The 24895-nt window shown below is 56.2% G+C and carries 22 protein-coding genes; 1 reads left to right on the forward strand and 21 read right to left on the reverse strand.

The features are described from left to right. Nucleotides 1–5: 5 nt before the first annotated feature. The 18 genes from ABNH10_RS08735 to leuC form a co-directional block, all read right to left on the reverse strand. Nucleotides 6–917 (reverse strand): AAA family ATPase, encoded by a 912-nt coding sequence (locus ABNH10_RS08735; RefSeq protein WP_349385577.1) that lies wholly within the window; start codon nucleotides 915–917, stop codon nucleotides 6–8. 183 nt (nucleotides 918–1100) lie between these two features. Continuing rightward, nucleotides 1101–2315: an O-succinylhomoserine sulfhydrylase gene (locus tag ABNH10_RS08740; RefSeq protein WP_349385578.1), complete on the reverse strand. Its 1215-nt coding sequence runs from the start codon at nucleotides 2313–2315 to the stop codon at nucleotides 1101–1103. A gap of 78 nt (nucleotides 2316–2393) precedes the next feature. Further along, nucleotides 2394–3914, reverse strand: a complete 1521-nt coding sequence (purF, locus tag ABNH10_RS08745) for an amidophosphoribosyltransferase (protein ID WP_349385579.1) — start codon at nucleotides 3912–3914, stop codon at nucleotides 2394–2396. 11 nt (nucleotides 3915–3925) lie between these two features. Next, nucleotides 3926–4420: a CvpA family protein gene (locus ABNH10_RS08750; RefSeq protein ID WP_349385580.1), complete on the reverse strand. Its 495-nt coding sequence runs from the start codon at nucleotides 4418–4420 to the stop codon at nucleotides 3926–3928. Nucleotides 4421–4654: 234 nt separating this feature from the next. After that, complete coding sequence (locus ABNH10_RS08755) at nucleotides 4655–5278, reverse strand: SPOR domain-containing protein (RefSeq protein ID WP_349385581.1); 624 nt, start codon at nucleotides 5276–5278, stop codon at nucleotides 4655–4657. Between the two features lie 52 nt (nucleotides 5279–5330). Further along, a complete protein-coding gene (locus ABNH10_RS08760; RefSeq protein WP_349385582.1) occupies nucleotides 5331–6569 on the reverse strand; it encodes a bifunctional folylpolyglutamate synthase/dihydrofolate synthase in 1239 nt (412 codons plus the stop codon). Beyond that, complete coding sequence (gene accD, locus ABNH10_RS08765; protein ID WP_349385583.1) at nucleotides 6562–7443, reverse strand: acetyl-CoA carboxylase, carboxyltransferase subunit beta; 882 nt, start codon at nucleotides 7441–7443, stop codon at nucleotides 6562–6564. Before accD ends, ABNH10_RS08760 begins: the two co-directional genes overlap by 8 nt. Before the next feature lie 12 nt (nucleotides 7444–7455). Then, nucleotides 7456–8259, reverse strand: coding sequence for a tryptophan synthase subunit alpha (trpA, locus tag ABNH10_RS08770; RefSeq protein WP_349385584.1), 804 nt, complete (start codon nucleotides 8257–8259; stop codon nucleotides 7456–7458). Between the two features lie 109 nt (nucleotides 8260–8368). Then, nucleotides 8369–9580, reverse strand: coding sequence for a tryptophan synthase subunit beta (gene trpB / locus ABNH10_RS08775; protein WP_349385585.1), 1212 nt, complete (start codon nucleotides 9578–9580; stop codon nucleotides 8369–8371). Then, nucleotides 9573–10229, reverse strand: a complete 657-nt coding sequence (locus ABNH10_RS08780; RefSeq protein ID WP_349385586.1) for a phosphoribosylanthranilate isomerase — start codon at nucleotides 10227–10229, stop codon at nucleotides 9573–9575. The genes trpB and ABNH10_RS08780 overlap by 8 nt, the downstream gene beginning before the upstream one ends. A gap of 74 nt (nucleotides 10230–10303) precedes the next feature. After that, nucleotides 10304–11107 (reverse strand): tRNA pseudouridine(38-40) synthase TruA, encoded by an 804-nt coding sequence (truA, locus tag ABNH10_RS08785; RefSeq protein ID WP_349385587.1) that lies wholly within the window; start codon nucleotides 11105–11107, stop codon nucleotides 10304–10306. A gap of 104 nt (nucleotides 11108–11211) precedes the next feature. Beyond that, entirely contained in the window at nucleotides 11212–14343 is a 3132-nt protein-coding gene (locus ABNH10_RS08790) for a FimV/HubP family polar landmark protein (protein WP_349385588.1), read from the reverse strand. A 165-nt stretch (nucleotides 14344–14508) separates the two neighbouring features. Further along, complete coding sequence (locus ABNH10_RS08795) at nucleotides 14509–15525, reverse strand: aspartate-semialdehyde dehydrogenase (protein WP_349385589.1); 1017 nt, start codon at nucleotides 15523–15525, stop codon at nucleotides 14509–14511. A 22-nt stretch (nucleotides 15526–15547) separates the two neighbouring features. Further along, on the reverse strand, nucleotides 15548–16660 hold the full coding sequence (asd, locus tag ABNH10_RS08800) for an aspartate-semialdehyde dehydrogenase (RefSeq protein WP_349385590.1): 1113 nt from the start codon (nucleotides 16658–16660) through the stop codon (nucleotides 15548–15550). 77 nt (nucleotides 16661–16737) lie between these two features. Further along, the gene (gene leuB / locus ABNH10_RS08805) at nucleotides 16738–17814 is read right to left on the reverse strand and encodes a 3-isopropylmalate dehydrogenase (protein ID WP_349385591.1); all 1077 of its coding nucleotides are present in this window, start codon (nucleotides 17812–17814) and stop codon (nucleotides 16738–16740) included. Between the two features lie 35 nt (nucleotides 17815–17849). After that, nucleotides 17850–18296: a hypothetical protein gene (locus ABNH10_RS08810; protein ID WP_349385592.1), complete on the reverse strand. Its 447-nt coding sequence runs from the start codon at nucleotides 18294–18296 to the stop codon at nucleotides 17850–17852. A 21-nt stretch (nucleotides 18297–18317) separates the two neighbouring features. Continuing rightward, nucleotides 18318–18962 (reverse strand): 3-isopropylmalate dehydratase small subunit, encoded by a 645-nt coding sequence (gene leuD / locus ABNH10_RS08815; protein WP_349385593.1) that lies wholly within the window; start codon nucleotides 18960–18962, stop codon nucleotides 18318–18320. A gap of 11 nt (nucleotides 18963–18973) precedes the next feature. Further along, nucleotides 18974–20392, reverse strand: a complete 1419-nt coding sequence (leuC, locus tag ABNH10_RS08820) for a 3-isopropylmalate dehydratase large subunit (RefSeq protein ID WP_349385594.1) — start codon at nucleotides 20390–20392, stop codon at nucleotides 18974–18976. A gap of 165 nt (nucleotides 20393–20557) precedes the next feature. On the opposite strand from leuC, the gene ABNH10_RS08825 reads away from it, so the two are divergent. Beyond that, nucleotides 20558–21433, forward strand: a complete 876-nt coding sequence (locus ABNH10_RS08825) for a LysR family transcriptional regulator (protein ID WP_081424059.1) — start codon at nucleotides 20558–20560, stop codon at nucleotides 21431–21433. Here the strand turns inward: ABNH10_RS08825 and ABNH10_RS08830 are convergent. The 3 genes from ABNH10_RS08830 to prmB all read right to left on the reverse strand — a co-directional run bounded on the left by ABNH10_RS08830 (nucleotide 21426) and on the right by prmB (nucleotide 24832). Continuing rightward, nucleotides 21426–22586 carry an MFS transporter gene (locus ABNH10_RS08830; protein WP_349385595.1) on the reverse strand — a complete coding sequence of 387 codons (1161 nt, stop codon included), beginning with the start codon at nucleotides 22584–22586 and terminating at the stop codon, nucleotides 21426–21428. The genes ABNH10_RS08825 and ABNH10_RS08830 overlap by 8 nt on opposite strands. 118 nt (nucleotides 22587–22704) lie before the next feature. Then, on the reverse strand, nucleotides 22705–23796 hold the full coding sequence (aroC, locus tag ABNH10_RS08835; protein WP_349385596.1) for a chorismate synthase: 1092 nt from the start codon (nucleotides 23794–23796) through the stop codon (nucleotides 22705–22707). Nucleotides 23797–23911: 115 nt separating this feature from the next. Then, nucleotides 23912–24832, reverse strand: coding sequence for a 50S ribosomal protein L3 N(5)-glutamine methyltransferase (prmB, locus tag ABNH10_RS08840; RefSeq protein WP_349385597.1), 921 nt, complete (start codon nucleotides 24830–24832; stop codon nucleotides 23912–23914). Between the last annotated feature and the right edge of the window lie 63 nt (nucleotides 24833–24895).

Raw genomic sequence — 24895 nt, forward strand, 5'->3', positions numbered from 1 at the left:
CCACCCTAGCGCCGTACCACGGGTACGGACTGCAGCAAGGACTGGCTGATGGCCGCCACACTGCCCCCCTGCCGGACACTCAACCGGTGTTCTGCCACAGAGGCCCAAACCGCCTGGACATCTTCCGGTAGCACATAGTCGCGCCCGGTAATCAGCGCCCACGCTCGCGCGGCCCGCAACAGGCCCAGCCCCGCACGGGGCGACAGCCCCGCCACAAAGCGATCATCCGAGCGGGTGGCGTCCAGCAACCGCTGTACATAATCAAGCAATTCACGGGTTACCCGAATCTTGCCCACTACCTGGGCCAGCTTCATCAAACCTTCACCATTGATTACCGCTTTCAACTCACGGACCTGCTGACGCAAATCACCGCCGGCGAGCAGTTCCAGCTCCACATCGGGGGCGGGATAACCCAGGGAGATACGCATCAGGAAGCGATCAAGCTGGGATTCTGGCAACACAAAGGTGCCAGCCTGATCTATCGGGTTCTGGGTCGCGACCACAAAAAAAGGCGCCGGCAAAGGGCGAGTGACACCATCCAAAGTCACCTGCTGCTCTTCCATGGCTTCCAGTAAAGCGCTTTGGGTTTTCGGCGTGGCCCGGTTGATTTCATCGGCCAACAGCAGCTGAGTAAATACCGGGCCTTCGCGGAGAGAGAATTGCTGGGTGGTGGGATCAAAAACGGAAACGCCGAGAATATCCGCTGGCAGCATATCGCTGGTGAACTGCACCCGCCGGTAATCCAGCTGGAACACCCGAGCCAACGCATGAGCCAAGGTAGTCTTGCCCATGCCCGGCAGGTCTTCGATCAGCAGGTGGCCACTGGCCAGCATGCAGGTCAGTGCCAGTTTCAGTTGTTCTTCTTTGCCCAGCACAACACGGCCCACCTGGGCCAGGGCTTTATCCAGTGCCTGCATTATGTCCCCTTAACCCACTCTCCAAGGTGGCAAGCTGCAAGCCTTAAGCTACAACACGGGCTAACGCCGTGCAAAAGAGAGTGACTTATTTAGCTCGCGAGATTCAATTGAGCCTGCAAACGTGGAAAGTTGAAAAGAGCAACGCCTAGAAACTTTACCCGAGCTTCCCAGATTGTCGCTTGGCTATGCGCTGGCTAGCGCTTTGAGGCCGCGGCTCAGGTCTGCCTTTAGATCGTCTATTCCTTCCAGGCCAATGGCCAGACGAATAAGGTTCTCGGTTACTCCAGCTCGCTGCTTTTCTTCTTCGTTGACCCGCCCATGAGTGGTTGTCGCCGGGTGAGTCACTGTTGTTTTAACATCACCCAGGTTAGCGGTAATGGAAATCAGGCGGGTGGCATCAATAAAGCGCCAGGCGGCCTGACGATCACGATTGCCGGCGGCGTCTTCCACCTCAATGGACATCACCGCACCATAGGCAGACTGTTGATTGCCCGCTAGCGCATGCTGCGGATGACTTTTCAGCCCAGCGTAATGCACTCGTGCAACCCCCGGCTGTACTTCAAGCCATTCGGCCAGTGCCATGGCCCGCTCACTCTGTGCCTGCATACGCAAACTTAGCGTTTCCAGCCCTTTGATAAACACCCAGGCATTAAACGGGCTCATGCAGGAGCCAGCAGAACGCACAAAACCCAGAATCTCGCTCATAAGCTCTTTTGGCCCGACTACGGCACCACCAAGGCAGCGCCCCTGCCCGTCCAGATATTTGGTAGCGCTATGAATGATCAGGTCTGCGCCCAAATCGATGGGTTTTTGCAGTGCCGGGGTACAAAAACAGTTATCCACCACCAACAATGCCCCATTGTCGTGAGCCAGCTTAGCCAAGGCTGCAATGTCACCCACTTCCGCCAGTGGATTGGACGGTGTTTCCAGAAACAATATTTTCGTTTCCGGGCGGATCGCGGCTTCCCACTGGGACAAGTCGCTCATGTCCACCAGGGTGGTGTCGATACCGAACTTTTTCAGGTAACGGTCGTAAATCACATTGGTGGTGCCGAACACGCTACGAGAACTAACAAGATGATCACCCGGCGCCAGCAAGGAGAAAAAAGTGCCGCTGATTGCCGCCATGCCAGATGCAAAGGCAACACAGGCATCACCGCCTTCCAACGCGGCCAGGCGTTGCTCGAATGCCCGCACGGTTGGGTTGGTGAAACGGGAATAAATATTGCCAGGCTCTTCACCGCTAAAGCGTGCCGCCGCTTGCGCCGCGCTTTCATATACGAAGCTTGAGGTCATGAAGATTGGATCGGAATGCGCCATTTCATCCGTGCGCAGTTGCGCGGTACGAATGGCCAAGGTTTCCACATTCAGGGTGCTAGGATCCAGATCATCACTCATCAGCAAATTCTACTCCGCGTTACGGGCGACTTGGCCGGTGGCGGCCCCTGCCGCCGCCGGCGTTGTTTCATCACTGTATCAGTGATTATGCAGATCGATAATTTCGTTATCCGCCAAGGCCTGGGTCTTTTCACTATCGCCTTTAGCCGCGTCGCTACGACGGGCTTCCAGATTGGCCAGATAACCCGGTGTAATATTACCGGCCAGATATTCACCATTGAACACGGAGCAATCGAAGGACACCACATCCGGGTTACCTTCCTTGCAGGTTTCCACCAGATCGTCCAAGTCTTGATAGATCAGTCGATCAGCACCGATCAATTCACCAATTTCATCCGTGGTTCGGCCATGCGCAATCAGCTCTTGGGCCACGGGCATATCAATGCCGTATACATTTGGGTATTTCACCGCCGGCGCAGCAGAAGCAAAGTAGACCTTGCGAGCTCCTGCTTCTCGGGCCATCTGAATGATTTCGTTACAGGTGGTACCGCGCACGATGGAGTCATCCACCAGCAACACGTTCTTGCCCTGGAATTCGAGCTCAATAGCGTTGAGCTTCTGGCGGACAGATTTCTTGCGCTGTTGCTGGCCGGGCATGATGAAAGTACGACCGATATAACGATTCTTGATAAAGCCTTCACGGTATTTCACCCCCAGATGATTGGCCATCTGCAAAGCGGAAGTGCGGCTGGTATCGGGAATCGGGATGACCACATCAATGTCGTGGTCTGGCCATTCACGCTCTACTTTTTCGGCCAGTTTTTCGCCCATGCGCAAGCGTGCCTTGTACACAGAAATACCGTCGATAATGGAGTCCGGCCGCGCCAGGTAAACCTGCTCAAAAATGCAGGGATGCAAGCTTGCATTTTCGGCACACTGACGGGTGTGCATTTCCCCCTTAGCGGTGATGTAAATGGCTTCGCCTGGGGCCAAATCACGCACTACATTAAAGCCCAGTGAGGACAGCGCCACAGACTCAGAGGCCACCATGTACTCTGGCCCATTAGGGCTATCTTTGCGGCCAAAACACACAGGACGAATGCCGTGAGGGTCACGGAAAGCCAGGATGCCGTAACCGGTGATCATGGCAACTACCGCGTAAGCGCCTTGCACACGATCATGAACCGCTGCCACGGCATCGAAAATATCGTTCGGTTCGGGTTTCAGCTTGCCTCGGCTTTGCAGTTCGTGGGCAAAAACGTTCAACAAAACCTCGGAATCAGAGGTGGTGTTGATATGGCGCAGATCAGCACGGAAAATATGCTCGGCTAGGGCTTCCGCATTGGTCAGGTTGCCGTTATGGGCTAGCGTAATGCCATAAGGGGAGTTCACGTAGAACGGCTGAGCTTCCGCCGAACTGGAGCTGCCTGCGGTGGGATAACGCACATGGCCAATCCCCATGTTGCCTACTAGGCGGCGCATATGGCGAGTGCGGAAAACGTCGCGCACCATGCCGTTATCTTTACGCAAGTAGAGACGATCACCGTCACAGGTTACGATACCAGCCGCATCCTGGCCACGATGCTGGAGAACGGTCAGGGCATCATAAATCCCCTGGTTCACATAGCTATGACCGACAATACCCACAATGCCGCACATGGTGCTTACCTCTAGCTGCCACTTACATTCATGATAAAGGCGAGAAGACTCTCGCCCACGCCCCGGGTCCACGCTTCCATCATCACCAGATGAGGAACCAGGGTAGATTCATGCCACCAAGGGTCAGCAGCAAACATATGCCGACCCAAAGCGACCAGTACCACCATCAGCAGCACCCCACGCAGGGCCCCGAACACCATCCCCATCAATCTGTCAGTACTACTCAAACCCGTAACGCGGATCAGTTCACCGAGCAAATGATTGACGAGAGCTCCCACGGCCAAAGTCAGAGCAAACAAGCTGCCAAAGGCAACAGCGGCGCGCAGGCTGGGGGTGGTAATCTGTTCCTGGAGAAGAAGGTCCAGGGCCGGGCTAAACAGGCGCGCGATAATAAAGGCCGCAACCCATGTGAGCAACGAAAAGGCTTCGCGGGTAAATCCCCGGCGAACACTCAGAAGTGCAGAGACTGTGATAACAAACAGAATGATGCCGTCTGCCAGATTCATGTAAAGCGTGCTCTCGCCGGCGGGTGAAGGCTGAAAAAAAGGACAACGCCAAACTGAGAAAAAGGCCGGCACAATGCCCTACAAATACAGACGGCGCAGTCTATCAGAGCCAAACCCGCTTGCCCATGCATCCCCACCTTTGCTGCCTCTCCCCCGCGCCACAATATTAGCGGCAAATCTGAAATAACCCCTGCCCGGGCCACTGAAGCCCAAAGCCAAACGTGCCGTTACAGGTCACGGCACGTAAATGCGCACCAGCCCCTTAAGCTTAAAATGATCGTCCTTGGCCAGTCGCTGTTGCGTTGCTTCGGCATCTTCTTTACGAATTTCTGGCCCGACCATGACCCGATGAACCACTTTCCCCTCATGGCTATCGGTTTGTGTATAGGCCCGGTACCCTGCCGCTTTAAGCTTGTCGACCATGCCCTTAGCGTTATCTACCTTCGAATAACTGCCTGTCTGCACCACAAACCCGGCCAGTACCGGCCCGTCGCCAGGCTCCACCTGAGACGGGATCACGGGGCCTGTCGGTGGAGACTCTGCGGCCTCTTCCTTGATAGGGACAACCGGCTCTGGCTGTTCTGGAACAACGCTTGCGTTATCTTCATCCAATTGTTTCTTGGCCGCGCCCTGCACTGCCTCGCGGTCGGCGGCGATGCGTTCATCCACCGCCTCGCGCCGGTCCTGCTCTACGACCGGTTCAACCAAAACCGTTTTGTGCTCCGGCGGTTCAGGAATCTGCATATTCAACGCACCGCGTACTTGTTCAGGGGTACGGAACAGGAACGGCACCAGTACCGCAGCCAGAACCAGTAACAGCACAATGCCTACAAGGCGCTGACGTGCTCGATTATCCACCAGTTTCTCCCTTCAGCATTCATTGTTGCAAAGAGGGTCGAGGCATCATCCTCTACCACGACGTCCCCGGTTCTCGGGCTTCTGCCACGGTATAAAATGATCCGAAAACAATCACTTGGTCGTCCACCGATGCCGCCGACAACGCTGCATGAGTAGCAGCCGACACACTGGCATACTCATTATACTGCGCAGTGGGCGGTAAAGCGCTTTGCAACATAGCAGTAGAAGCCGCACGGGGGACCTGCGGTGCAGCCAGGTACCAGTGCACAGCCATTCCTTCGAATAAGGCCATCACGCCATTAATGGGTTTATCTGCCATCATGCCAAACACCAGATGCCGGGTCCCGGCACAGTCGGGCAACTGCCGGAGAAAACGTTGCACCGCCGGCAGATTGTGGCCTACATCGAACCAACAGGACACACCATCTATTTGCTGTTGTTCGCAACGTCCAAACAGACCCAACTCAGCAACTGCAGTCAAATCCGCCTGCTGCCAGTTTACCCCAGCCAAGCTCAACGCCTGACAGGCCGTAGCCAAATTATCTGCCCCTAGCCGCACGGCTTCCGGTAAGCTCACCGACTCGCCATCAATTAACCACAGTGTAGCGCCACCAATGTGGAAATCACGGCCGGCGAACACTGGAATAGCGCCTAATGTTGAAATCAGGGCCACAAGGTTCTCCGGCCAGACTTCTTCGCCATACACCAGCGGTTTACCGGGCCGTGCGATACCGCATTTCTCTGCGGCAATAGCTTCACGGGTGCTGCCCAGCCAGTCCTGATGATCAAGCCCTACGGAGGTCACCACAGACACGTCGGGTTCGACAATATTGACCGCATCCAACCGCCCTCCCAACCCGACTTCCAGTAACAGCAAGTCGGCATTGCTGGCCTTGAATAACCAGAGAGCGGCCAGGGTGGTAAATTCAAAATAGGTAAGCGGCACATCTGCCCTTGCCAGCTCCACTTGTGCGAATGCTGCACACAACTGCGCATCACTCGCCAGGCCATCTGGCAAGCGTATCCGCTCGTTGAACACATGGAGGTGAGGAGAGGTATAGAGGCAGACCTTGCGGCCTTGCTGTTCTGCCAAGGCAGCCATCAGGCGCAACGTTGAGCCTTTGCCGTTGGTACCTGCAACGGTAATCACCGGAATAGCAAAACGAGCCACCGCCAAACGGGTGGCTACGTCACGAAGCCGGTCCAAGCCCAGCTCAATATCGGCCGGATGCATGGATTCAATGCGACGCAGCCACTCGGGCAACGAGCCCGGCAGTGGGACGTCAGTCATCCAGAACCAGTGGCGACCAGCCCACCATGTTCGCCAGTAAGCGGTAAAGGGTCTCGCGCATATCGTGGCGCGAGACAATCATGTCGATGGCGCCATGTTCGAGTAAAAACTCACTGCGCTGAAACCCTTCGGGCAGTTTCTGGCGTACGGTCTGTTCAATTACTCGCGGGCCGGCAAAGCCGATCAACGCATTGGGCTCCGCCACATTCACGTCCCCCAGCATGGCCAGGGACGCCGATACGCCGCCGTAGACAGGATCGGTGAGCACAGAAATAAACGGCAAACCCGCTTGGCGCATTTTCTCCAGCGCGGCGCTGGTTTTTGCCATCTGCATCAGTGAGAACAAGGCTTCCTGCATGCGCGCTCCGCCACTGGCTGCAAAACAGACCAGCGGCAGCTTCTGCTCCAGACACACATTCACCGCACGTACAAAGCGCTCACCCACCACGGAGCCCATTGAGCCGCCCATAAAACTGAACTCAAAAGCGCAGGCAACCAGCGGTTCACCATGCAAAGTACCCTTCAGAACGACCAGTGCATCTTTCTCATCGGTGGCCTTCTGCGCCGCTACAAGGCGATCCTTATACTTCTTGGAATCCTTGAATTTGAGACGATCCACTGGGGCCAGCTCCGTACCAATTTCCGTCTGCACACCTTCATCAAGAAACAATTTAAGGCGACGACGGGCACCAATACGCAAATGGTGATCGCACTTTGGACACACATCCATGTTGCGATCCAGTTCTGGCCGGTAGACCACCCCTTCACATCGCGGGCACTTTCGCCACAGCCCTTCTGGAATGTTGGAGCGCCGACTTTCCTGGGGGCGACGTACGGCAGGGAGGATTTTCTCCAGCCAGTTACTATTGCTCATGCAAGGGTCCCGTTATTGATCCATGGCGTTACGCATGGCGCTGAGAATACCGCTAACCGCGCCATTAATCGCGTCTGGGGCATTCTTGTTTTCAGCAATTTGGTTCACTAGGGCACTGCCAACGACCACACCATCGGCTACCCGGCTCACCGCCTGCGCAGATTCAGCGTCTTTGATACCAAAGCCCACACCAATGGGCAATTGGGCAAGGTTGCGAATTGTTTCAACGCGACTGGCCACTTCGTCCACATTCAAGGTTGCAGAGCCTGTGACACCCTTCAAAGAGACGTAATACAGGTAGCCAGAACCGGCTTCTCCAATCAGTTTGATGCGAGAATCGGAGGTAGTCGGTGCCACCAGGAAGATCATATCCAAGCCATGGGCATCCATGATCGGTTTTACTTCCAAGGCCTCTTCTGGCGGTAAATCCACCAACAGCACCCCATCCACCCCGGCATCTTCTGCGGCCTTAGCAAAAGGCGCATAGCCCATTACTTCAACCGGGTTCAAATACCCCATCAGCACCACAGGGGTCTGCGTGTTGGTTTCACGGAATGCCTTCACCATAGCCAGTACATCACGGGTGGAGGTGTTGTGCTGCAAAGCCCGCTCACAGGCCAACTGGATGACCGGCCCATCGGCCATGGGATCGGAAAACGGCACCCCCAGCTCAATAATATCGGCGCCGGCATCCACCATGGCGTGCATCAACGGCACGGTTACATCCTTAACCGGATCACCCGCCGTTACAAAAGGAATCAGCGCTTTACGGTTCTCTCCGTCCAAGCGCTGGAAGCAACTTTCAATACGACGCATTTCTGCTCCTTAAAACAGGTAGTGGAAAGCCCCGCAGGACCTTCCCGGGCCTGTGCCATCCCATGCTATCGACAGCACGACCTCTATAAATCAACCGTCAGAAGTTGAATTAGAATTCGATCCCATCAATAGCGGCGACGGTCAGAATATCCTTGTCCCCCCGACCAGATAGATTCACCACGATATTCTGGTCCGGGGACATGGTAGGCGCCAACTTCCGGGCATAGGCCAGAGCGTGAGCGGACTCAAGAGCCGGCATGATGCCTTCCACCTGGGTCAATTCACGGAAGGCCGACAGGGCTTCCTGATCGTCAGCGACGACATACTTCACCCGGCCAACATCCTTGAGCCAGGAATGCTCGGGACCGACACCGGGGTAATCCAGGCCGGCGGACACAGAATGCGTTTCCATAATCTGGCCGTTATCGTCTTCCATCAGGTAAGTACGATTGCCGTGCAAAACACCCGGGCGACCCGCGTTCAGCGGCGCAGCATGGCGGCCGGTTTCAATACCGTCCCCCGCCGCTTCTACACCATACATGAGCACATCCTCATCGTTCAGGAACGGATGAAAAAGGCCGATAGCATTGGAGCCACCGCCAACACAGGCCACCAGCGCATCGGGGAGCTGACCAGCTTGTTTCAAGCTTTGCTCACGGGCTTCACGACCGATGATGCACTGAAAATCCCGTACTAACTGCGGATAGGGGTGGGGGCCTGCTACGGTGCCGATAATGTAGAAAGTGTTGTCCACATTGGTCACCCAGTCGCGCATGGCTTCATTCATGGCGTCTTTCAAGGTACGAGACCCTGAGGTAACCGGAATCACTTCCGCCCCCAGCAGCTTCATTCGATAGACGTTGAGTTTCTGACGCTCCACATCTTCCGCCCCCATATACACTTGGCATTCCAGGCCCAAACGTGCGGCCACTGTCGCCGTGGCCACACCGTGCTGTCCCGCCCCGGTTTCAGCAATCACACGGGGCTTACCCATATGCTTGGCTAGCAGAGCTTGGCCAATGGTGTTATTCACCTTGTGAGCGCCGGTGTGATTGAGATCTTCGCGCTTGAGCCAGATCTTCGCCCCACCGAGCTGCTTCGACCATCGTTCCGCCAGATAAAGCGGAGATGGACGGCCCACATAATGGGCCAGATCGTAGTCGAAATCCGCGCGAAACTGCGGGTCGTCCTTGAGACGCTCATACATGGCAGTCAGCTCGTCCAGTGCGCCCATCAGGGTCTCCGAAACAAAGCTACCGCCAAATTGGCCAAAGTGGCCACGTGCATCAGGAAAAGCAGAAAAATCAGGGCGTTCAGACACCGGCTACTCCTCGTATTTTGACACTATTGATAAAGGCACGGATGGCAGAGGCATCTTTGATGCCACCGCTACGGCCACCCTGAACGTTCTTCTGTTCAACGCCACCGCTCACATCCACCGCCCATGGCTGAACCTGGGTTACAGCTGCAGCCACATTCCCCGGGTGCAGTCCACCGGCCAGTACTACAGGCAGAGGCAAGGTTTTAGGCACCCTGCCCCAATTAAAGGTTTCTCCCGTTCCACCCGGCAGACCTGGGACATAACTATCGACCAACAACCCCGCCGCTTTGCCATAAGTCTGGGCATAGTGATGAAGGTCAGCGTCGTCCTTCATCCGTACCGCCTTGATCCAAGACCGGTTGAAACTGTCACAAAACTGCGGATCTTCATTGCCATGAAACTGCAGTAAATCCACGGGCACGGTGGCCAGCACCCGCTCGACCTCCTCACGGGAGGCGTCCACAAAGAGCGCCACCGTGGTAATGAACGGCGGCAGCCTGGCACAAATATTGGCTGCTTGAGCAACCGTCACGACACGGGGGCTTGGCCCGTAGAACACCAAGCCAATGGCATCGGCACCAGCATTTGCCGCCGCCAGAGCATCTTCGATTCGGGTAATGCCGCAAACTTTGACCCGGGGTACGGTCATGGGTTCTCCAGTGTAACAAAAACCAGGGATTTTAGCGTGTTGCATGAGGCCGGCAGCATACTGCACTTACACTATTATGCCTCAAGGCGATCCGGTAGCCACAGAGGGCCAAGAGGCTCTTCGGGCAATGCAAAATGCTCGGGGTACTCGATTTCCACCAGATAAAGCCCAAAGGGTGCTGCCGTCGCTGCGCCATTACGGCGATCCAGCCCCTCGAGCACGTCTTTTGCCCACTCAGGCGGCTTTTTGCCAGCCCCAACTTTCATTAGCACACCAGCAATATTACGCACCATGTGCATCAAGAACGCGTTAGCATGTGCCTCAAGCACCAATACCTTGCCCTGTTCATATAGTTCAAGGCTGTGCAGGGTCTTGAGCGGTGACTTTGCTTGGCAATGCACACTTCGATAGGCAGTGAAGTCATGATGACCCACCAGATGCGCTGCCGCCTCGCGCATGGCGGTCACATTCAGTGGACGATGATTCCAGGTCACCTGATTTCGATACAGCGCTGGGGGGCGGGCATGATTATAAATGACGTAGCGATATCGGCGGCTCACCGCAGAAAAACGCGCATGAAAATCATCGCTGACCGCCGTCGCCCATTTTATGGTCACATCCCTTGGCAGATTGGTATTGCCTCCCATAATCCAGCTCTTCATCTCCCGGCGCGCATCGGAATCGAAATGCAGCACCTGCCCTGTGCCATGCACCCCAGCATCGGTACGACCGGCGCACACTACAGCCACCGGATGGTTAGCCACTTTGGATAACGCCGCTTCCAGGCATTCCTGCACCGTACGTACTCCCGGTTGTTGTGTCTGCCAACCGCGGAAATCCGTACCGTCGTACTCAACACCCAGCGCAATACGTGTCATTGTTCACCCTCTCGTTGCAGTCGCCCTTTGCCCAACCTGCCAACCATAAAAAAGGGGCGACACCATAAGGCATCGCCCCTCTTTTTCCTAGCGGGCGTAGCGGACTAACTTACCTGCCCAAGGAGCTCTCTGGCTTCGCTCTGTTGCTGATCGTTACCTTCAGAGATCACTTCGCTGAGAATATCCTTGGCCCCATCATTATCGCCCATGTCTATATAAGCCTTGGCCAGATCCAGCTTGGTGGCATTCTCGTCGGTTTCACCCAAGAAGTCGAAATCATCTTCATCCGCTAGCACATCGGTACTGGACGGTGCGGGCGCTGCATCCACCGCAGCTGGCACCTGCTCGTCCGCCGCCTCACTATCAGATGATGCATCTAAAGACGGCATCTCATCATCCAGGTTCAACTCATGATCACCCAGTAGATCCTCCAAGGAACCATCATCAGCCGCCGCCACTTCATCTGCGTCGAGGCGGGGATCCGCGGCATCCACGTCCACCGCATCTAGATCCAGAGCGGTAATATCGTCAAGAGACTCTTGCGCGTCAGCGGTGTCGGCCAGTGTTTTTTCCGCTTCGTTCAGCTCCAGCTCAATGTCCAGATCCGTTAGGGTATCGTCTGCTTCATGCTGAGGCGCACTGCCGGTTTCGTCAGACAGATCCAGGTCGTCCAGTGATAAATCCAGCTCTTCATCCGTAACCGGTTCCGCAGATAAATCATCGAATTCGGTGTCTATGTCATCCAGATTCAGATCACCGAATTGCGTGTCATCGCTCTGGGTAGCACTGCCGATATCTTCCAGCTCAAGAACCGAATCGGCAGCCAGAGACTGCTTGTCCGCATCAGACATTTCAGGCTCTTGCGGAGCCTCGTCTTCATTATCAAAATCCAAGCTGAAGTCTTCATCCAGGCGAGTATCGGAAGAAGTTAGGTCACTGTCCGCATCCAGCATAACAGTGGCGTCTTCGTTGTCCGCTTCGGCAGAGTCCAGTTCGAAGTCAAAGTCAGCCAGCTCATCGGAAGTTTCTGAGTCGAGGCTTGGCGCTTCGGCCTCAATGGTCGGAGCAGAAGGTGTCACGTTATTCAGACCCGAGGACAAGTCCATTTCCAGATCATCCAGAGACAGCTCCTCCTCGTCCAGAGCAACCGGGGCCAGCCCCCCCAAACGGGCGATGGCAGCATCCACAGCGACACCGGTGCCTGCATAGGCGGTTGCCTGCTGCTGGAACGCCGCGTCATCGCTCATTTCCTTGAGCAATTCCAGCAGGCGAACTTTCAGGTCTACCCGTTCAGGCGATTTGTTAATTTCATTACGCAGGAAGTCCACTGCTTGTGGATAACGGCCATAGGCCACATAGACTTCCACATCTTCCAGCGGATCCTGGCCACCGCCCTGCCCTTGTACCGGCGGCTGCTCCCCATCGTCCTCTTCGACAGGCGCGACGATGGGTGCGTCTTCTGCGGCCAGATTCAGGCCAAATTCACCGTCCTGCTGATCGTCAGTGGCATCGAACAATGGGCCATCCAGCGCTTCGTTATCGTCTTTCTTCTTGCCACGCAGCAGCAGAAAAATCAGCAGCACAATAACCAGCACACCCAGAAGGAGGTACAACAGGTTGGCCATGACCAGATCAATAATCCCGCCGCCCTGGGCAACTGGGGGTTGCGCCGGGGTTATTGGCTCTGGTTTGCTCACTGGCGCTACCGGCTCGGTGGTGCTATTGGCAACACTCTCTTCGCCTTCAGCAGTGCCAGCATCATCATCACTCTGTGTATTTTCAGCAACGTCGCTGGCTTCTCCGGAGCCGTCTATCGCACCGGGGTCAACTGTATCGCCTGATGGTGCTTCATCAGATCCTTCCAGCGCCACCACGTCGCCTTCCGTGGAGTGTTCATTGCCGTCTTTGCTCGGATCAGCAGCATCATCGGTTACTGCATCGCCCGTCATGTTCTCATTTGTGGAGGAGCTCTCCACAACCACCGGCTTTTCCATTAACGGATCGCTTTCCGGCGCAGCCACTCCCTGCTCCTCCCGCAGCTGGCGGAGCTGTTCCTGCAATTGGGTAATCTGGTCGTTACGCAGCTTGAGCAGTTCCGAGCTGGTAGCGCTCTGCGCTTCGAGATCGCTCAACCGAGACTTCAGTTCGGAGTTTTCGCGGTCCAGCCGATCCAGACTTTCGTCGCGAATCGCCAGTTCATTCTCGAGCACAGCGGTATTGGCATTGCCCTGTTCGGCTGAGCCGGTGCTGTCTCCATCACTAACGCCAGCGGTGGATTCTGGAGCAACCAGTTTCAATTCGCCGCGAGTCGGCGCATCGGCATCGCCCTCGGTATCGGTCACCTGGCGCGAACCATCAATCTGTGCACGTTGGGGCGGCTCAATGCCTCGCTGCTCCAGCATGTCACGCCATTGGCGGTTCTGGTCAGCCACTTCCACAATAGCGGAGCGGGTAGGAATGTTGCGCACTTCCTGCTCGTTGGGAATACGCAGCACGGCGCCTTCGCGAACCAGATTGACGTTATTGTTGATGAACGCATCTGGATTACTTTGCTGAATAGCCACCAACATCTGTTGTACCGACACGCTGCTGGAAGGACGGTTGTTCAGCGCGATTTGCCACATGGTATCGCTGGAACGCACGGTATAACTGTTGCGCGGGCCATTGTCGGCCACCGTAGGAGCGGATTCACTCCGGCTAGGCTGCGATGCAATGGTAGGCTCAGCGCTTTCCTCAGGTTGGGACTGTGTTGCGGGGGCTTGGGCAGGGGTTGGCTCGCTGCGGGTAACTGGCTGCGGCACGCGACTGATGGTCGGCGCAGCGGTCACGGCACTATCAGCAAAGCTGGGCGGGTCCAGCAATACCGTATATTCACGCATTAATCGGCCCGTGGGCCACAGGAATTCAACCAGGAAGTTCAAATAGGGTTCGCGTACCGGCTGGTCGGTAGAGATATGCAGCTGGGCTTTATCGCCATCCTGAAGCTCGACGGAAAATTCCAGACGATTGAGAAAATAACCGCGATCAACGCCAGCAGCATCGAATTCCGACTGGGGTGCAAGATTGACCAGGATCTCTTCAGCGGACAAGTCGCCCACCTCATGCAACGAGACGTCCATATCCAGAGGCTGATTCAAATAGGAATTAAGTTGGTATTCCCCTACCCCTAGTGCTGCCGCTACGCCAGGCGCCATCATCGCCACAGCTGTTAAGCCAAACCCAAGTTTTCGAAGCATGGTCGAACCCTTTATTTATTATGTTTCCCGCGCTCAGCCCGATCCCGCGGGCCCTGCGGACGTACCCGAGGCGGCAAGCTGCCCTATATGACACTGTTCACACATTCTGCCTCAGGCTAGAGAAAAAACCTAGAAACCGCGTCACATAATGTCAGTAAGTATCCATTACAGATAGTCTTTTAGCAACTTCTCGACTATTTTCACTGCGTTCAGGGCCGCCCCCCAACGGACATTATCGGCGACGCTGAAATAGCTCAACCCGCCCGCTGCTTCCATCTCCTCACGGACCCGGGAAAGTCGCATCACCGGCTCCCCTTCCACCATTGCTACCGGAGACATTGCCTGGGGATCATCACTTTCCTGAACGGACATATCCTCATCGCCATCCCACAGCGCATAACACTGCGCTGCAGACAGGCCTTGAATGCTACGCAACGTGACACTTTGACCAAAACCATAGAACACCGGTACCCGCACCACGGTGGCTTGCACAGACAACGGCTGATCTGCCAGGATCCGACGGGTTTCCAGAATCAACTTCATCTCTTCACTGGTAAACCCGTTCTCCTGCACCTGACCACTTACCGGCAGAACATTGAAAGCGATTTGAGCTTGGGCAGCCTCGCTGGGCGCTAGCCCGTTCAGCAGGCGAACACTTTGCTGGGCCAACTGGTCTACCCCGGCCTTGCCGGTGGCGGACGCCGCCTGAAATTGGGTAACCACCACATCCTGTAGCGGACCCTGCTCCGTTAGTGGTTTCAAGGCACGCACCAACTGCACGGTGGACGCATCAGCACAGGCCACCAGGTTCTGCTCCCGGGCCTGAGCAAGCATCTCGTCGTTGACTCCCGCTACCACCAGCGGAATATCTGCTTCGTAGCGGAAGGCCGGTGACAAGTCGACCACCACCGCCCCTGACTCTGCCGCGTGCGGAGCTAACGCCTGACTGACAGACGCCCCTGCCGCAAACAAGGCAATTTCCACCTGGGAAAAGTCAAAGTCGTCCGCCTTGCCCACTGTCAGGGACTTGCCAGCAAACGAAATCTTGCTGCCTGCACCATTTTCGGAAGCCAAAACAAAAAGCTCGCCGACCGGAAATTTCCGATCCGCGAGCAGTTTGATGATGGCCTCACCGACCAAGCCGGTAGCACCGACAATGGCCAGGTTGATTGACCGATCCATCACTTACCTCTGTTTAGTCGCCTTAGCGCTCAAGAAGAATGCGCAGCATGCGGCGCAACGGCTCGGCCGCACCCCACAACAGCTGGTCACCCACGGTAAAGGCATTCAGGAATTCGCCGCCCATATTCAGCTTTCGCAAACGGCCCACGGGAACCCCCAAAGTGCCGGTGACCGCTGTAGGCGTCAGATCACGCAAAGTGTCTTCTTTGGTGTTCGGCACCACTTTGACCCAGTCATTGGACTTGGCAATGATGTCGTTCACTTCGTCCATGGGCACATCGCGGTTGAGCTTTACGGTCAGAGCCTGGGCATGACAACGCATGGCACCGATACGGACACAGGTGCCATCCAGAGCAATCGGGTTGTTGCTGCGGCCGAGAATCTTGTTGGTTTCCGCCTGCGCCTTCCATTCTTCCTTGCTCTGGCCGTTCTCCATTTCCTTGTCGATCCAAGGCAGCAGGGAGCCCGCCAGCGGGAAACCAAAGTGCTCACGGGGCATGGCATCGCTACGCATGCTCGCCGCCACCTGGCGATCAATATCGAGAATCGCACTGGCTGGATCCGCCAGTTTGTCGGAAACATCACCGTGGATCTTGCCCATTTGGGCAATCAGCTCACGCATGTTCTGAGCACCGGAGCCGGACGCAGCCTGGTAGGTCTGCGCACTGGCCCACTCCACCAACCCTTCGTTGAACAAGCCACCCAGACCCATCAACATCAGGCTCACGGTACAGTTACCGCCGACAAAATCTTTAGTGTCATTTTGCAAGGCAGAATCAACCACTGAACGGTTTACCGGATCCAGTACGATGACGCTGTTGTCTTTCATACGCAGAGTGGACGCCGCATCAATCCAGTAGCCATCCCAACCTGCTTCACGCAGCTTCGCATACACCTCGTTGGTGTAATCGCCACCCTGACAGGTCACGATGACGTCCAGCGCCTTCAATTCATCAATATTCTTGGCATCGCCCAGGGCCGGAATATCCTTGCCCACGTCCGGGCCCGCCTGTCCAACCTGAGAGGTCGAGAAAAAGACCGGTTCAATATCTGCAAAATCATTTTCGGCAGTCATGCGTTCCATCAATACGGAACCCACCATGCCACGCCAGCCGACAAAACCGACTTTCTTCATTAGAAACTGTCTCCTGAAAGGGTTGCCCTTTCTATCAGTGAATAAATGCGCGTGTTACGCCTGAGGCTGAGCGTCTGTCATACCTTCGACAGAGCATCGGCAACGGCGCTGCCCATTTCTTCGGTGCCCACTTTGCGAGTGCCCTCGGTATAGATATCCGCTGTACGAAGCCCCTGATCAAGAACGCTCTCCACCGCTGCCTCAATGGCATCGGCCACATCGCCACGCTCAAGGCTGTAACGCATCAGCATGGCCAGCGACATAATGGTCGCCAGCGGGTTGGCGATGCCCTGGCCGGCAATATCCGGTGCCGAGCCGTGGCAGGGTTCGTACAAGCCCTTGCGGTTTTCGTCCAGGGACGCGGAGGGCAACATTCCAATGGAGCCGGTGAGCATGGCGGCTTCATCGGAGAGAATGTCACCAAACAGGTTGCCGGTGACAATCACATCAAACTGTTTCGGCGCACGCACCAACTGCATGGCCGCGTTGTCCACATACATGTGCGACAACTCGATCTCCGGGTAGGCTTTTGCTTCCTCAGTGACCACTTCTTTCCAGAGCTCGGTGACTTCCAGCACGTTGGCCTTGTCCACCGACAGCACGCGTTTATCGCGTTTCATGGCCAGCTCAAAGGCCACTTTGGCGATACGGCGCATTTCCGACTCGGTGTAGACATAAGTATTGAAACCGACACGTTCGCCGTTTTCTTCCTTGATGCCGCGAGGCTGACCGAAGTAAATACCACCGGTTAGTTCGCGTACGATCAGGATATCCAGCCCGGAAACCACTTCCGGTTTTAGGCTAGAGGCATCCGCCAGTTGCGGAAACAGAATAGCTGGACGCAGGTTGGCAAACAGCCCCAGTGACGAGCGCAAACGCAGCAGGCCACGCTCCGGGCGCTTATCCCGCTCGATAGCGTCCCACTTGGGGCCGCCAATGGAGCCGAACAAAATCGCATCGGCAGCCCGGGCTTTTTCCAGAGTGCTTTCCGGCAACGGATCATTCTCCGCATCCACCGCAGCGCCCCCGACCAGGGCCTCATCCAGCTCCACGTCCAGGCCGAACTTCTGCTTGGCCACATTCAGCACCTTCACCGCTTCACTGACGATTTCCGGGCCAATACCGTCACCGGCCAATACCAACACCTTGCTCATTACTGCTTCCTGTCTACTACTGCCCTTACAGGCCATTAAAATTCTTTGCTTACCAACACATCATCCGGATCGGAGGCTTTCACCAGCTCCAGGGCATAGTCTTTGTTACCTTCGGCAGCAAGGATGCGAACCTGATAAATGCCCCCTTTGAGAAAGGTATGGCGGAACTTACCAAAACGGAGAATGCCGCCCTGATCGGCAAACACCTCCACCGAATGCTTGCCCGCTTCGAGCTGCACACTCGGGGTGCCCCCCTGCTCCGTAATTCGATCACCATCCACTTTGAACAGTGATGCCTTGGCGTCACTGCTGGTAGGCATCTGCCAGCCTGCGTGTCCGCCTTGATCTGTCGGCGCTGACAACTGGTTATCCACACTCAATGTAGCCGCCTGCGCCCCGGATGGGGCGCTGTACATGCCGGTTGATGCACAACCGGCCAGCAACAGGGCTGACACCATCGACAGAAAAAGTAAACGCAACATACAACCTCCGTGGTTATTGTTTTAATGATCGGCAAAAACCCAAGGCTCACGTTCCATGCGATCTTTCTCGTAACCGCGAATCGCGTCCGCTTCGTTCAGGGTCAGGCCAATTTCGTCCAGGCCATTCAGTAGGCAATGCTTGCGAAACTCATCTATCTCGAAAGGCAATGACGGCCCCTGTTCGGGAATCACCTGCTGGCCTTCCAGATCGATGGTGATCCGGTAGCCTTCCTTGCCACTAACGGCCTGAAACAGGGCTTCTACGTTATCCTCCGACAACACAATGGGCAATAACCCGTTCTTGAAACAGTTATTGTAGAAGATATCCGCAAAACTCGGCGCTATGATCGCCTTGAAGCCAAAATCCATTAACGCCCAAGGCGCATGCTCCCGGCTGGAGCCACAACCGAAGTTGCGGCGCGTCAGCAAAATACTGGCGCTTCGATAGGCAGGAAGATTCAGCACAAAGTCTTTATTTACCGGGCGGGTCTCGTTGTTCTGCCCAGGAAAGCCTTCGTCCAGATAGCGCCATTCATCAAACAAATTAGGACCAAAGCCGGTCCGTTTAATGGACTTGAGAAACTGTTTGGGGATGATCTGATCGGTATCCACATTGGCGCGATCAAGCGGAGCCACCAGACCATCATGACGTACAAACTTTTCCATGGTGTTACTCCTTATGCCTGATCGAGCTCGCGAATATCCACAAAATGGCCCGCCACCGCAGCGGCTGCCGCCATGGCAGGGCTAACCAGATGCGTACGCCCGCCATTGCCCTGGCGCCCCTCGAAATTTCGGTTCGAGGTAGAAGCACAATGCTCACCAGCTTCCAGACGATCCGGGTTCATGGCTAGGCACATGGAGCAGCCCGGCTCACGCCATTCAAAGCCCGCCTCCACAAACACCTTGTCCAACCCTTCCTTCTCGGCTTGCTGCTTGACCAGCCCCGAACCCGGCACTACCAGCACCTGTTTCACACTGCCGGCTTTTTGGCGGCCTTTAGCCACCTCTGCCGCCGCACGTAAATCCTCGATGCGCGAGTTAGTGCACGAGCCGATAAAGACCCGGTCAACCTTGATCTCGGTAACAGGCATACCCGGCGTCAGGCCCATGTATTCGTAGGCCCGAGCCATGCCGGACCGTTTGACTTCATCCGTCTCTGCGGCCGGATCGGGAAGATTGGCATCCACCGGAACCACCATTTCCGGGCTGGTCCCCCAGGACACCTGCGGTTTGATATCCGCCGCGTCAATATTCACCTGTTGATCGAATTGAGCATCGGCGTCGGACACCAGCGTGCGCCAGTAGGCTTCTGCCTTGTCCCAATCTGCCCCCTTGGGCGCAAACGGACGACCTTTAACATACTCGATGGTGACATCGTCCACCGCCACCATGCCAGCGCGGGCACCGGCTTCAATGGCCATATTGCAAACGGTCATGCGACCTTCCATGCTCAGGCTGCGCATGGCGCTGCCGGCAAACTCAAGCGCATAGCCGGTGCCCCCTGCAGTGCCGATAACACCGATAATATGCAGCACCACATCTTTCGCGGTGACGCCGGGGCCAATATCACCTTCCACAGACACGCGCATATTGTTCATTTTCTTGGCTACCAGAGTTTGGGTGGCCAAAACATGCTCGACCTCGCTGGTGCCAATACCGTGAGCCAAGCACGCCAACGCCCCATTGGTGGAGGTGTGGGAATCGCCGCAGACCACCGTCATGCCCGGCACCACGACCCCCTGCTCCGGGGCCATCACGTGAACAATGCCCTGGCGCACATCACCGATACCAAATTCGGTAATGCCGAACTCCCGTGTATTGTTTTCAAGCGTCTGCACCTGAATCCGGGACGTATCATCGGTAATATCAGCGGCACTGTTAAACGGTGTCGTCGGCACATTATGGTCAATGGTTGCCACACTGGCACTGGTCCGCCATGGTTGACGGCCCGCCAGACGTAGCCCCTCAAACGCCTGAGGTGATGTCACCTCATGGATAATCTGGCGGTCGATGTAAATCAATGCAGAACCATCCTCGCGTTCAGCGACGAGATGAGCATCCCACAATTTGTCGTAGAGGGTCTTGCCGGCCATGTCTATCTCCCTGAGCCACCGAGGTCACTGACTGAGACCATAAATTCGGCTGGTTTATCACTGCTAATTAATGTAGAACTACGCCATCAATAAATCCAATTCATATTTTTCATTTTTAAGATAACCAATTATTATCCCCGTACTGACACTGTGGATGCCCCGGGAATGATCGACACCCCAACGCTAACCGCCTTTATGGCCGTCGCCGAAACAGGCTCATTTTCTGCTGCCGCAGAACGCCTGTACATCACGCAACCGGCCATTAGCAAGCGCATTGCGCTACTGGAACAACAGCTTGAAGCCCGTTTGTTTGACCGCGTAGGACGCCAAATTCAACTGACAGAAGCTGGGCGCTCATTGCTGCCTCGCGCCCGCCAGGTACTGATGGACGTGGAAGATATCGCCCGTGCAATACACGACCTGTCCGGTGAAGTCACTGGCAAGTTGCGCATCGGCACCAGCCATCATATTGGACTGCATAGATTGCCACCGGTTCTGCGCCAGTTCTCCCGAGATTACCCGCAGGTGAAACTGGATATTCACTTCATTGATTCGGAAGAAGCCTGGGAAGGTGTGCTGCACGGCGAGTTGGAGATGGGGGTTGTCACCTTGCCGCCGCAACCGGATGAACGCCTGAATAGCGAGGTCATCTGGAACGACCCACTCGTATTCATGTGCGCGCCGGAGCATCCTTTAGCGAAGCAGGACAACCTGACACTGGAATCCTTTACCGGTCACAGTGCCATTCTGCCGTCACCGGTCACCTTTACGCGCGGCATCGTGGAACGGCTGTTCGACGAGCATAACCTGAAGCTGGATATCGCCATGTCCACCAATTATCTGGAAACCATCCATATGATGGCGTCCATTGGCCTGGGCTGGAGTGTTCTTCCCGCCACCATGGTCGACAGAGGCATGATTCAGCTGCCGGTGAATGTGCCACTACCCGAACGCCAGCTCGGCGTAGTGACCCACCCGGCACGAAGTCAATCCAACGCGGCCCAGGCATTTCTGCGCGCCCTGCGTGGGCAGATCACCTGATCTGTCCACGGTGCGCCGAGCGAGTCACCCCGCCCGCCACCAACAATCCCGCAGCCAGCACCGCGACAAGCGTCGCGGCGAAAAACAAGTTTACGCCCCATTGCTGCCACAGCACACCGGACAAGCCGGCTCCGGCTGCCCAGCCAGCACCAAAGCCCAAACTGGAATACAGTGCCTGCCCCTGGCCACCCAGTGCCTCGCCGAACTGGCGGTGCACCCAGGCAATGCTGGCGGCATGGAAGCTGCCAAAGCTAGCCGCATGGAGCAGCTGAGCCAATGCCAACAACCATAGCGAATCCCCCGCCATAGCAATCATCAACCAACGCAACGCGGCTAACAGCAGGCTCGCCACCAGAATCCAGGGGATATAAAAGCGCGATAGCAGCCGGTGCATCACCACAAACAAACCCACCTCGGCCAGCACGCCCAAAGACCATAACAAGCCAACAATGAATTTGCTGAAACCCAGCTCTTCCAGATAAATGCTATAGAAGGTGTAATACGGGCCGTGGGACATCTGCATCAGGAACGAGGCAATTAAAAAAAGGCTGACTGCCGGGCGCCGTAACACCTGCCAAACTGACACCCCTGACCCTGGAGCCCGATCCCGCGGTGCGTTACCCGCCGGCAGCGTCAGGGTGCCTAACCACAGTAACCAGAGCAGACCACTGAGTACCCAGGGCAGCACAGCCGTCCCGGCCCGATCGAGCACCTCCCCCAGCACCAAAACGGCGAGAATGAACCCCACCGAACCCCACAGCCGAACGTGACTGTAACGATGTGATTGGCTGCCCAGTGACTGCAGGGTAAGCACCTCGAACTGGGCCAGCACCGCATTCCAGAAGAAACTGAAGGACACCAGTAAAGCTGCCATGCCCCAAAAGGTGTCTACCCAGAACACTGGCAGAAATACGATGGCAGCCAGCAGGTTACCGGCACGAATAATGCGCAGCCGTTGCCCGCTGCGATCTGCCAGCCAACCCCACAGGTTCGGGGCGCCAATTTTGGTCAGTTGAGGAATGGCCATCAGGCCGCCAATGGCGACGGCACTGAAGCCAAGATCTTTCAGATACAGGGACCAGTACGGCACCAGCGTGCCGAGCAGCCCGAAATAGAAAAAATAGAAGCCTGACAGTCGCCAGTAATAGGGCATGAACGATAAACCTTGTCTTGCAGAAAGCGCCCAATGCCGGTGCAGTGTAAACAGCGTTCTACCTCAGGCGCTTTTGCTGATTGTCCTTGTCCGGCGTCTGGCCTCCGTTAAACGTTCTTCACCCTGGAATCGGCGGGAAAGGGGGCACTACGTCGGCATTCTGGCCACGGTGGCGCAGGTAATGGTCCAACAGCACGATGGCCAGCATGGCCTCAGCAATGGGCGTTGCTCGCACACCCACACAAGGATCATGGCGCCCTTTGGTTACCACCTCGGCCGCTTCACCATTCAAACCGATACTCTTGCCCGCAATTAGAATACTGGAGGTCGGCTTGAGAGCCATAGCGACACGCATCGTCTGCCCGGAGCTAATCCCGCCCAGCACGCCACCGGAATGATTACTTAGAAAGCCTTGCGGTGTCATCTCATCACGGTGCTGCTCGCCGCGCTGGTTCACAACAGCAAAGCCATCACCGATTTCCACGCCTTTCACCGCGTTAATGGACATCATCGCCTTGGCCAGATCCGCATCAATACGGTCGAACACCGGCTCACCCCAGCCTGGGGGAACGCCGTCGGCAAATACTTCCACCCGCGCACCAATGGAAGAGCCGTCCTTGCGCAGGGCATTAATCAGATCTTCCAGCGCCGGCACCTTGCTTTCATCCGGAAAAAAGAACGGATTACTATTTACCGCCGACCAGTCAAGAGACTCCGCTTTCACATCACCGATCTGGGTGCAGCCGCCGTAAATCCGAATTCCCAGCCTCTGTTCCAGAAATTTTCGTGCAATAGCGCCGCCCGCCACACGCATGGCGGTTTCCCGAGCAGAAGAGCGCCCACCACCTCGGTAATCACGGAAACCGTATTTCTGGGTGTAGGTGTAATCCGCATGCCCGGGGCGGAAAGTGCCTGCAATATTGGAGTAATCCTTGGATTTCTGGTCGGTATTCTCAATCAGCAGGCCGATAGTGGTGCCGGTGGTTTTGCCTTCAAATACCCCGGAGAGAATCTTCACCTGATCCGGCTCACGGCGCTGGGTGGTATAGCGGCTAGTACCGGGTTTGCGCCGATCCAGCTCCACCTGCAAGTCCTCCTCACTAATTTCCAGACCGGGGGGGCAGCCGTCCACGATGGCACCCAGGGCCGGGCCATGACTTTCACCAAAGGTGGTGATTTTGAAACGCTCGCCGAAACTATTGCCTGCCATGGGCTCCTCAAATGCTCTGCTGTAGGGCGGAAATATCGGTATCTCCGCTGTGATTCTGCGCCCTAATGTCCCGACAATACCCAATTGTGATCATCGCGCGGGGGGGCAAGGGTTCTTAAAAATGTTCGCGGTATTCTAGCAGCTGTTGGCGGCTAAGCATGAATACCCCGTGCCCGCCCCGCTCAAACTCGAACCAGAAAAAGGGCACCTGAGGCCATTCCTGCAACATGGCCTCCCAGCTATTGCCCACTTCCACAATCAGCACGCCCTCTTCGCTGAGCTGATCCGGCGCATCCAGCAACAGCCGGCGAGTGAAGTCGAGCCCATCATTGCCCGAGGCCAGTGCCAGCTCCGGCTCATGGCGGTACTCGTCTGGCAGGCTCGCCATATCCTGTGCGTCCACGTAGGGCGGGTTAGAAACGATCAAGTCATAGGGCCCATCAACGGCGGCCAGGCCATCGGACTGTAGTGCCCTGACCTGCTCACCGAGACCATGACGCTCGATGTTCTCTTTGCAGACAGCTAGCGCACCCGCACAGATATCACTGCCATCCACCCGTGCATGCTCAAAGGCGTAAGCACAGGCAATGGCAATACAACCACTGCCGGTGCACAAATCCAACACCCGATGCACCTGCTCCGGATCCACCCAAGGAGCAAAGGACTGCTCGATCAGCTCGGCCAGCGGCGAGCGCGGAATCAGCACACGTTCATCCACATAAAACGGCAGGCCACAGAACCAGGCTTCACGGGTCAGATATGGCACAGGAATCCGGTGATTGACACGCTGCATCAACTGGCTCACATAGCCACTGACTTCCAAGGGCAATAAACGAGCATCAAGCACCCGAGGGTCACTGTTCAGCGGTAGCGCCAGCTGGTGCATCAACAAGGCCAGCGCTTCATCCCAAGGATCATCATTACCGTGACCAAAGAACACCCCACCGCTGCGCAACATGCTTTCCCCGAAACGCAGACAATCGCGGACGGTCTGCAGGGTGGCAATCGCTTCATTCTGTTGTTGCGAACTGATCACGCATCCATCTCCACCGCTAGGCCAGCCGATCATCGTTATTGCTTATCGACTGCCAATAAAAAG

Source organism: Alcanivorax sp. (assembly GCF_040119285.1).
In the GTDB taxonomy this organism is placed as follows: Bacteria; Pseudomonadota; Gammaproteobacteria; order Pseudomonadales; family Alcanivoracaceae; genus Alcanivorax.

What these genes read in the sequence shown, in the direction of transcription:
- ABNH10_RS08735 (WP_349385577.1), bottom strand. Translation starts at nt 917, where the DNA reads ATGCAGGCACTGGATAAAGCCCTGGCCCAGGTGGGCCGTGTTGTGCTG.
- ABNH10_RS08740 (WP_349385578.1), bottom strand. Translation starts at nt 2,315, where the DNA reads ATGAGTGATGATCTGGATCCTAGCACCCTGAATGTGGAAACCTTGGCC.
- purF (WP_349385579.1), bottom strand. Translation starts at nt 3,914, where the DNA reads ATGTGCGGCATTGTGGGTATTGTCGGTCATAGCTATGTGAACCAGGGG.
- ABNH10_RS08750 (WP_349385580.1), bottom strand. Translation starts at nt 4,420, where the DNA reads ATGAATCTGGCAGACGGCATCATTCTGTTTGTTATCACAGTCTCTGCA.
- ABNH10_RS08760 (WP_349385582.1), bottom strand. Translation starts at nt 6,569, where the DNA reads ATGACTGACGTCCCACTGCCGGGCTCGTTGCCCGAGTGGCTGCGTCGC.
- accD (WP_349385583.1), bottom strand. Translation starts at nt 7,443, where the DNA reads ATGAGCAATAGTAACTGGCTGGAGAAAATCCTCCCTGCCGTACGTCGC.
- trpA (WP_349385584.1), bottom strand. Translation starts at nt 8,259, where the DNA reads ATGCGTCGTATTGAAAGTTGCTTCCAGCGCTTGGACGGAGAGAACCGT.
- ABNH10_RS08780 (WP_349385586.1), bottom strand. Translation starts at nt 10,229, where the DNA reads ATGACCGTACCCCGGGTCAAAGTTTGCGGCATTACCCGAATCGAAGAT.
- truA (WP_349385587.1), bottom strand. Translation starts at nt 11,107, where the DNA reads ATGACACGTATTGCGCTGGGTGTTGAGTACGACGGTACGGATTTCCGC.
- ABNH10_RS08790 (WP_349385588.1), bottom strand. Translation starts at nt 14,343, where the DNA reads ATGCTTCGAAAACTTGGGTTTGGCTTAACAGCTGTGGCGATGATGGCG.
- ABNH10_RS08795 (WP_349385589.1), bottom strand. Translation starts at nt 15,525, where the DNA reads ATGGATCGGTCAATCAACCTGGCCATTGTCGGTGCTACCGGCTTGGTC.
- asd (WP_349385590.1), bottom strand. Translation starts at nt 16,660, where the DNA reads ATGAAGAAAGTCGGTTTTGTCGGCTGGCGTGGCATGGTGGGTTCCGTA.
- leuB (WP_349385591.1), bottom strand. Translation starts at nt 17,814, where the DNA reads ATGAGCAAGGTGTTGGTATTGGCCGGTGACGGTATTGGCCCGGAAATC.
- ABNH10_RS08810 (WP_349385592.1), bottom strand. Translation starts at nt 18,296, where the DNA reads ATGTTGCGTTTACTTTTTCTGTCGATGGTGTCAGCCCTGTTGCTGGCC.
- leuD (WP_349385593.1), bottom strand. Translation starts at nt 18,962, where the DNA reads ATGGAAAAGTTTGTACGTCATGATGGTCTGGTGGCTCCGCTTGATCGC.
- leuC (WP_349385594.1), bottom strand. Translation starts at nt 20,392, where the DNA reads ATGGCCGGCAAGACCCTCTACGACAAATTGTGGGATGCTCATCTCGTC.
- ABNH10_RS08825 (WP_081424059.1), top strand. Translation starts at nt 20,558, where the DNA reads ATGATCGACACCCCAACGCTAACCGCCTTTATGGCCGTCGCCGAAACA.
- ABNH10_RS08830 (WP_349385595.1), bottom strand. Translation starts at nt 22,586, where the DNA reads ATGCCCTATTACTGGCGACTGTCAGGCTTCTATTTTTTCTATTTCGGG.
- aroC (WP_349385596.1), bottom strand. Translation starts at nt 23,796, where the DNA reads ATGGCAGGCAATAGTTTCGGCGAGCGTTTCAAAATCACCACCTTTGGT.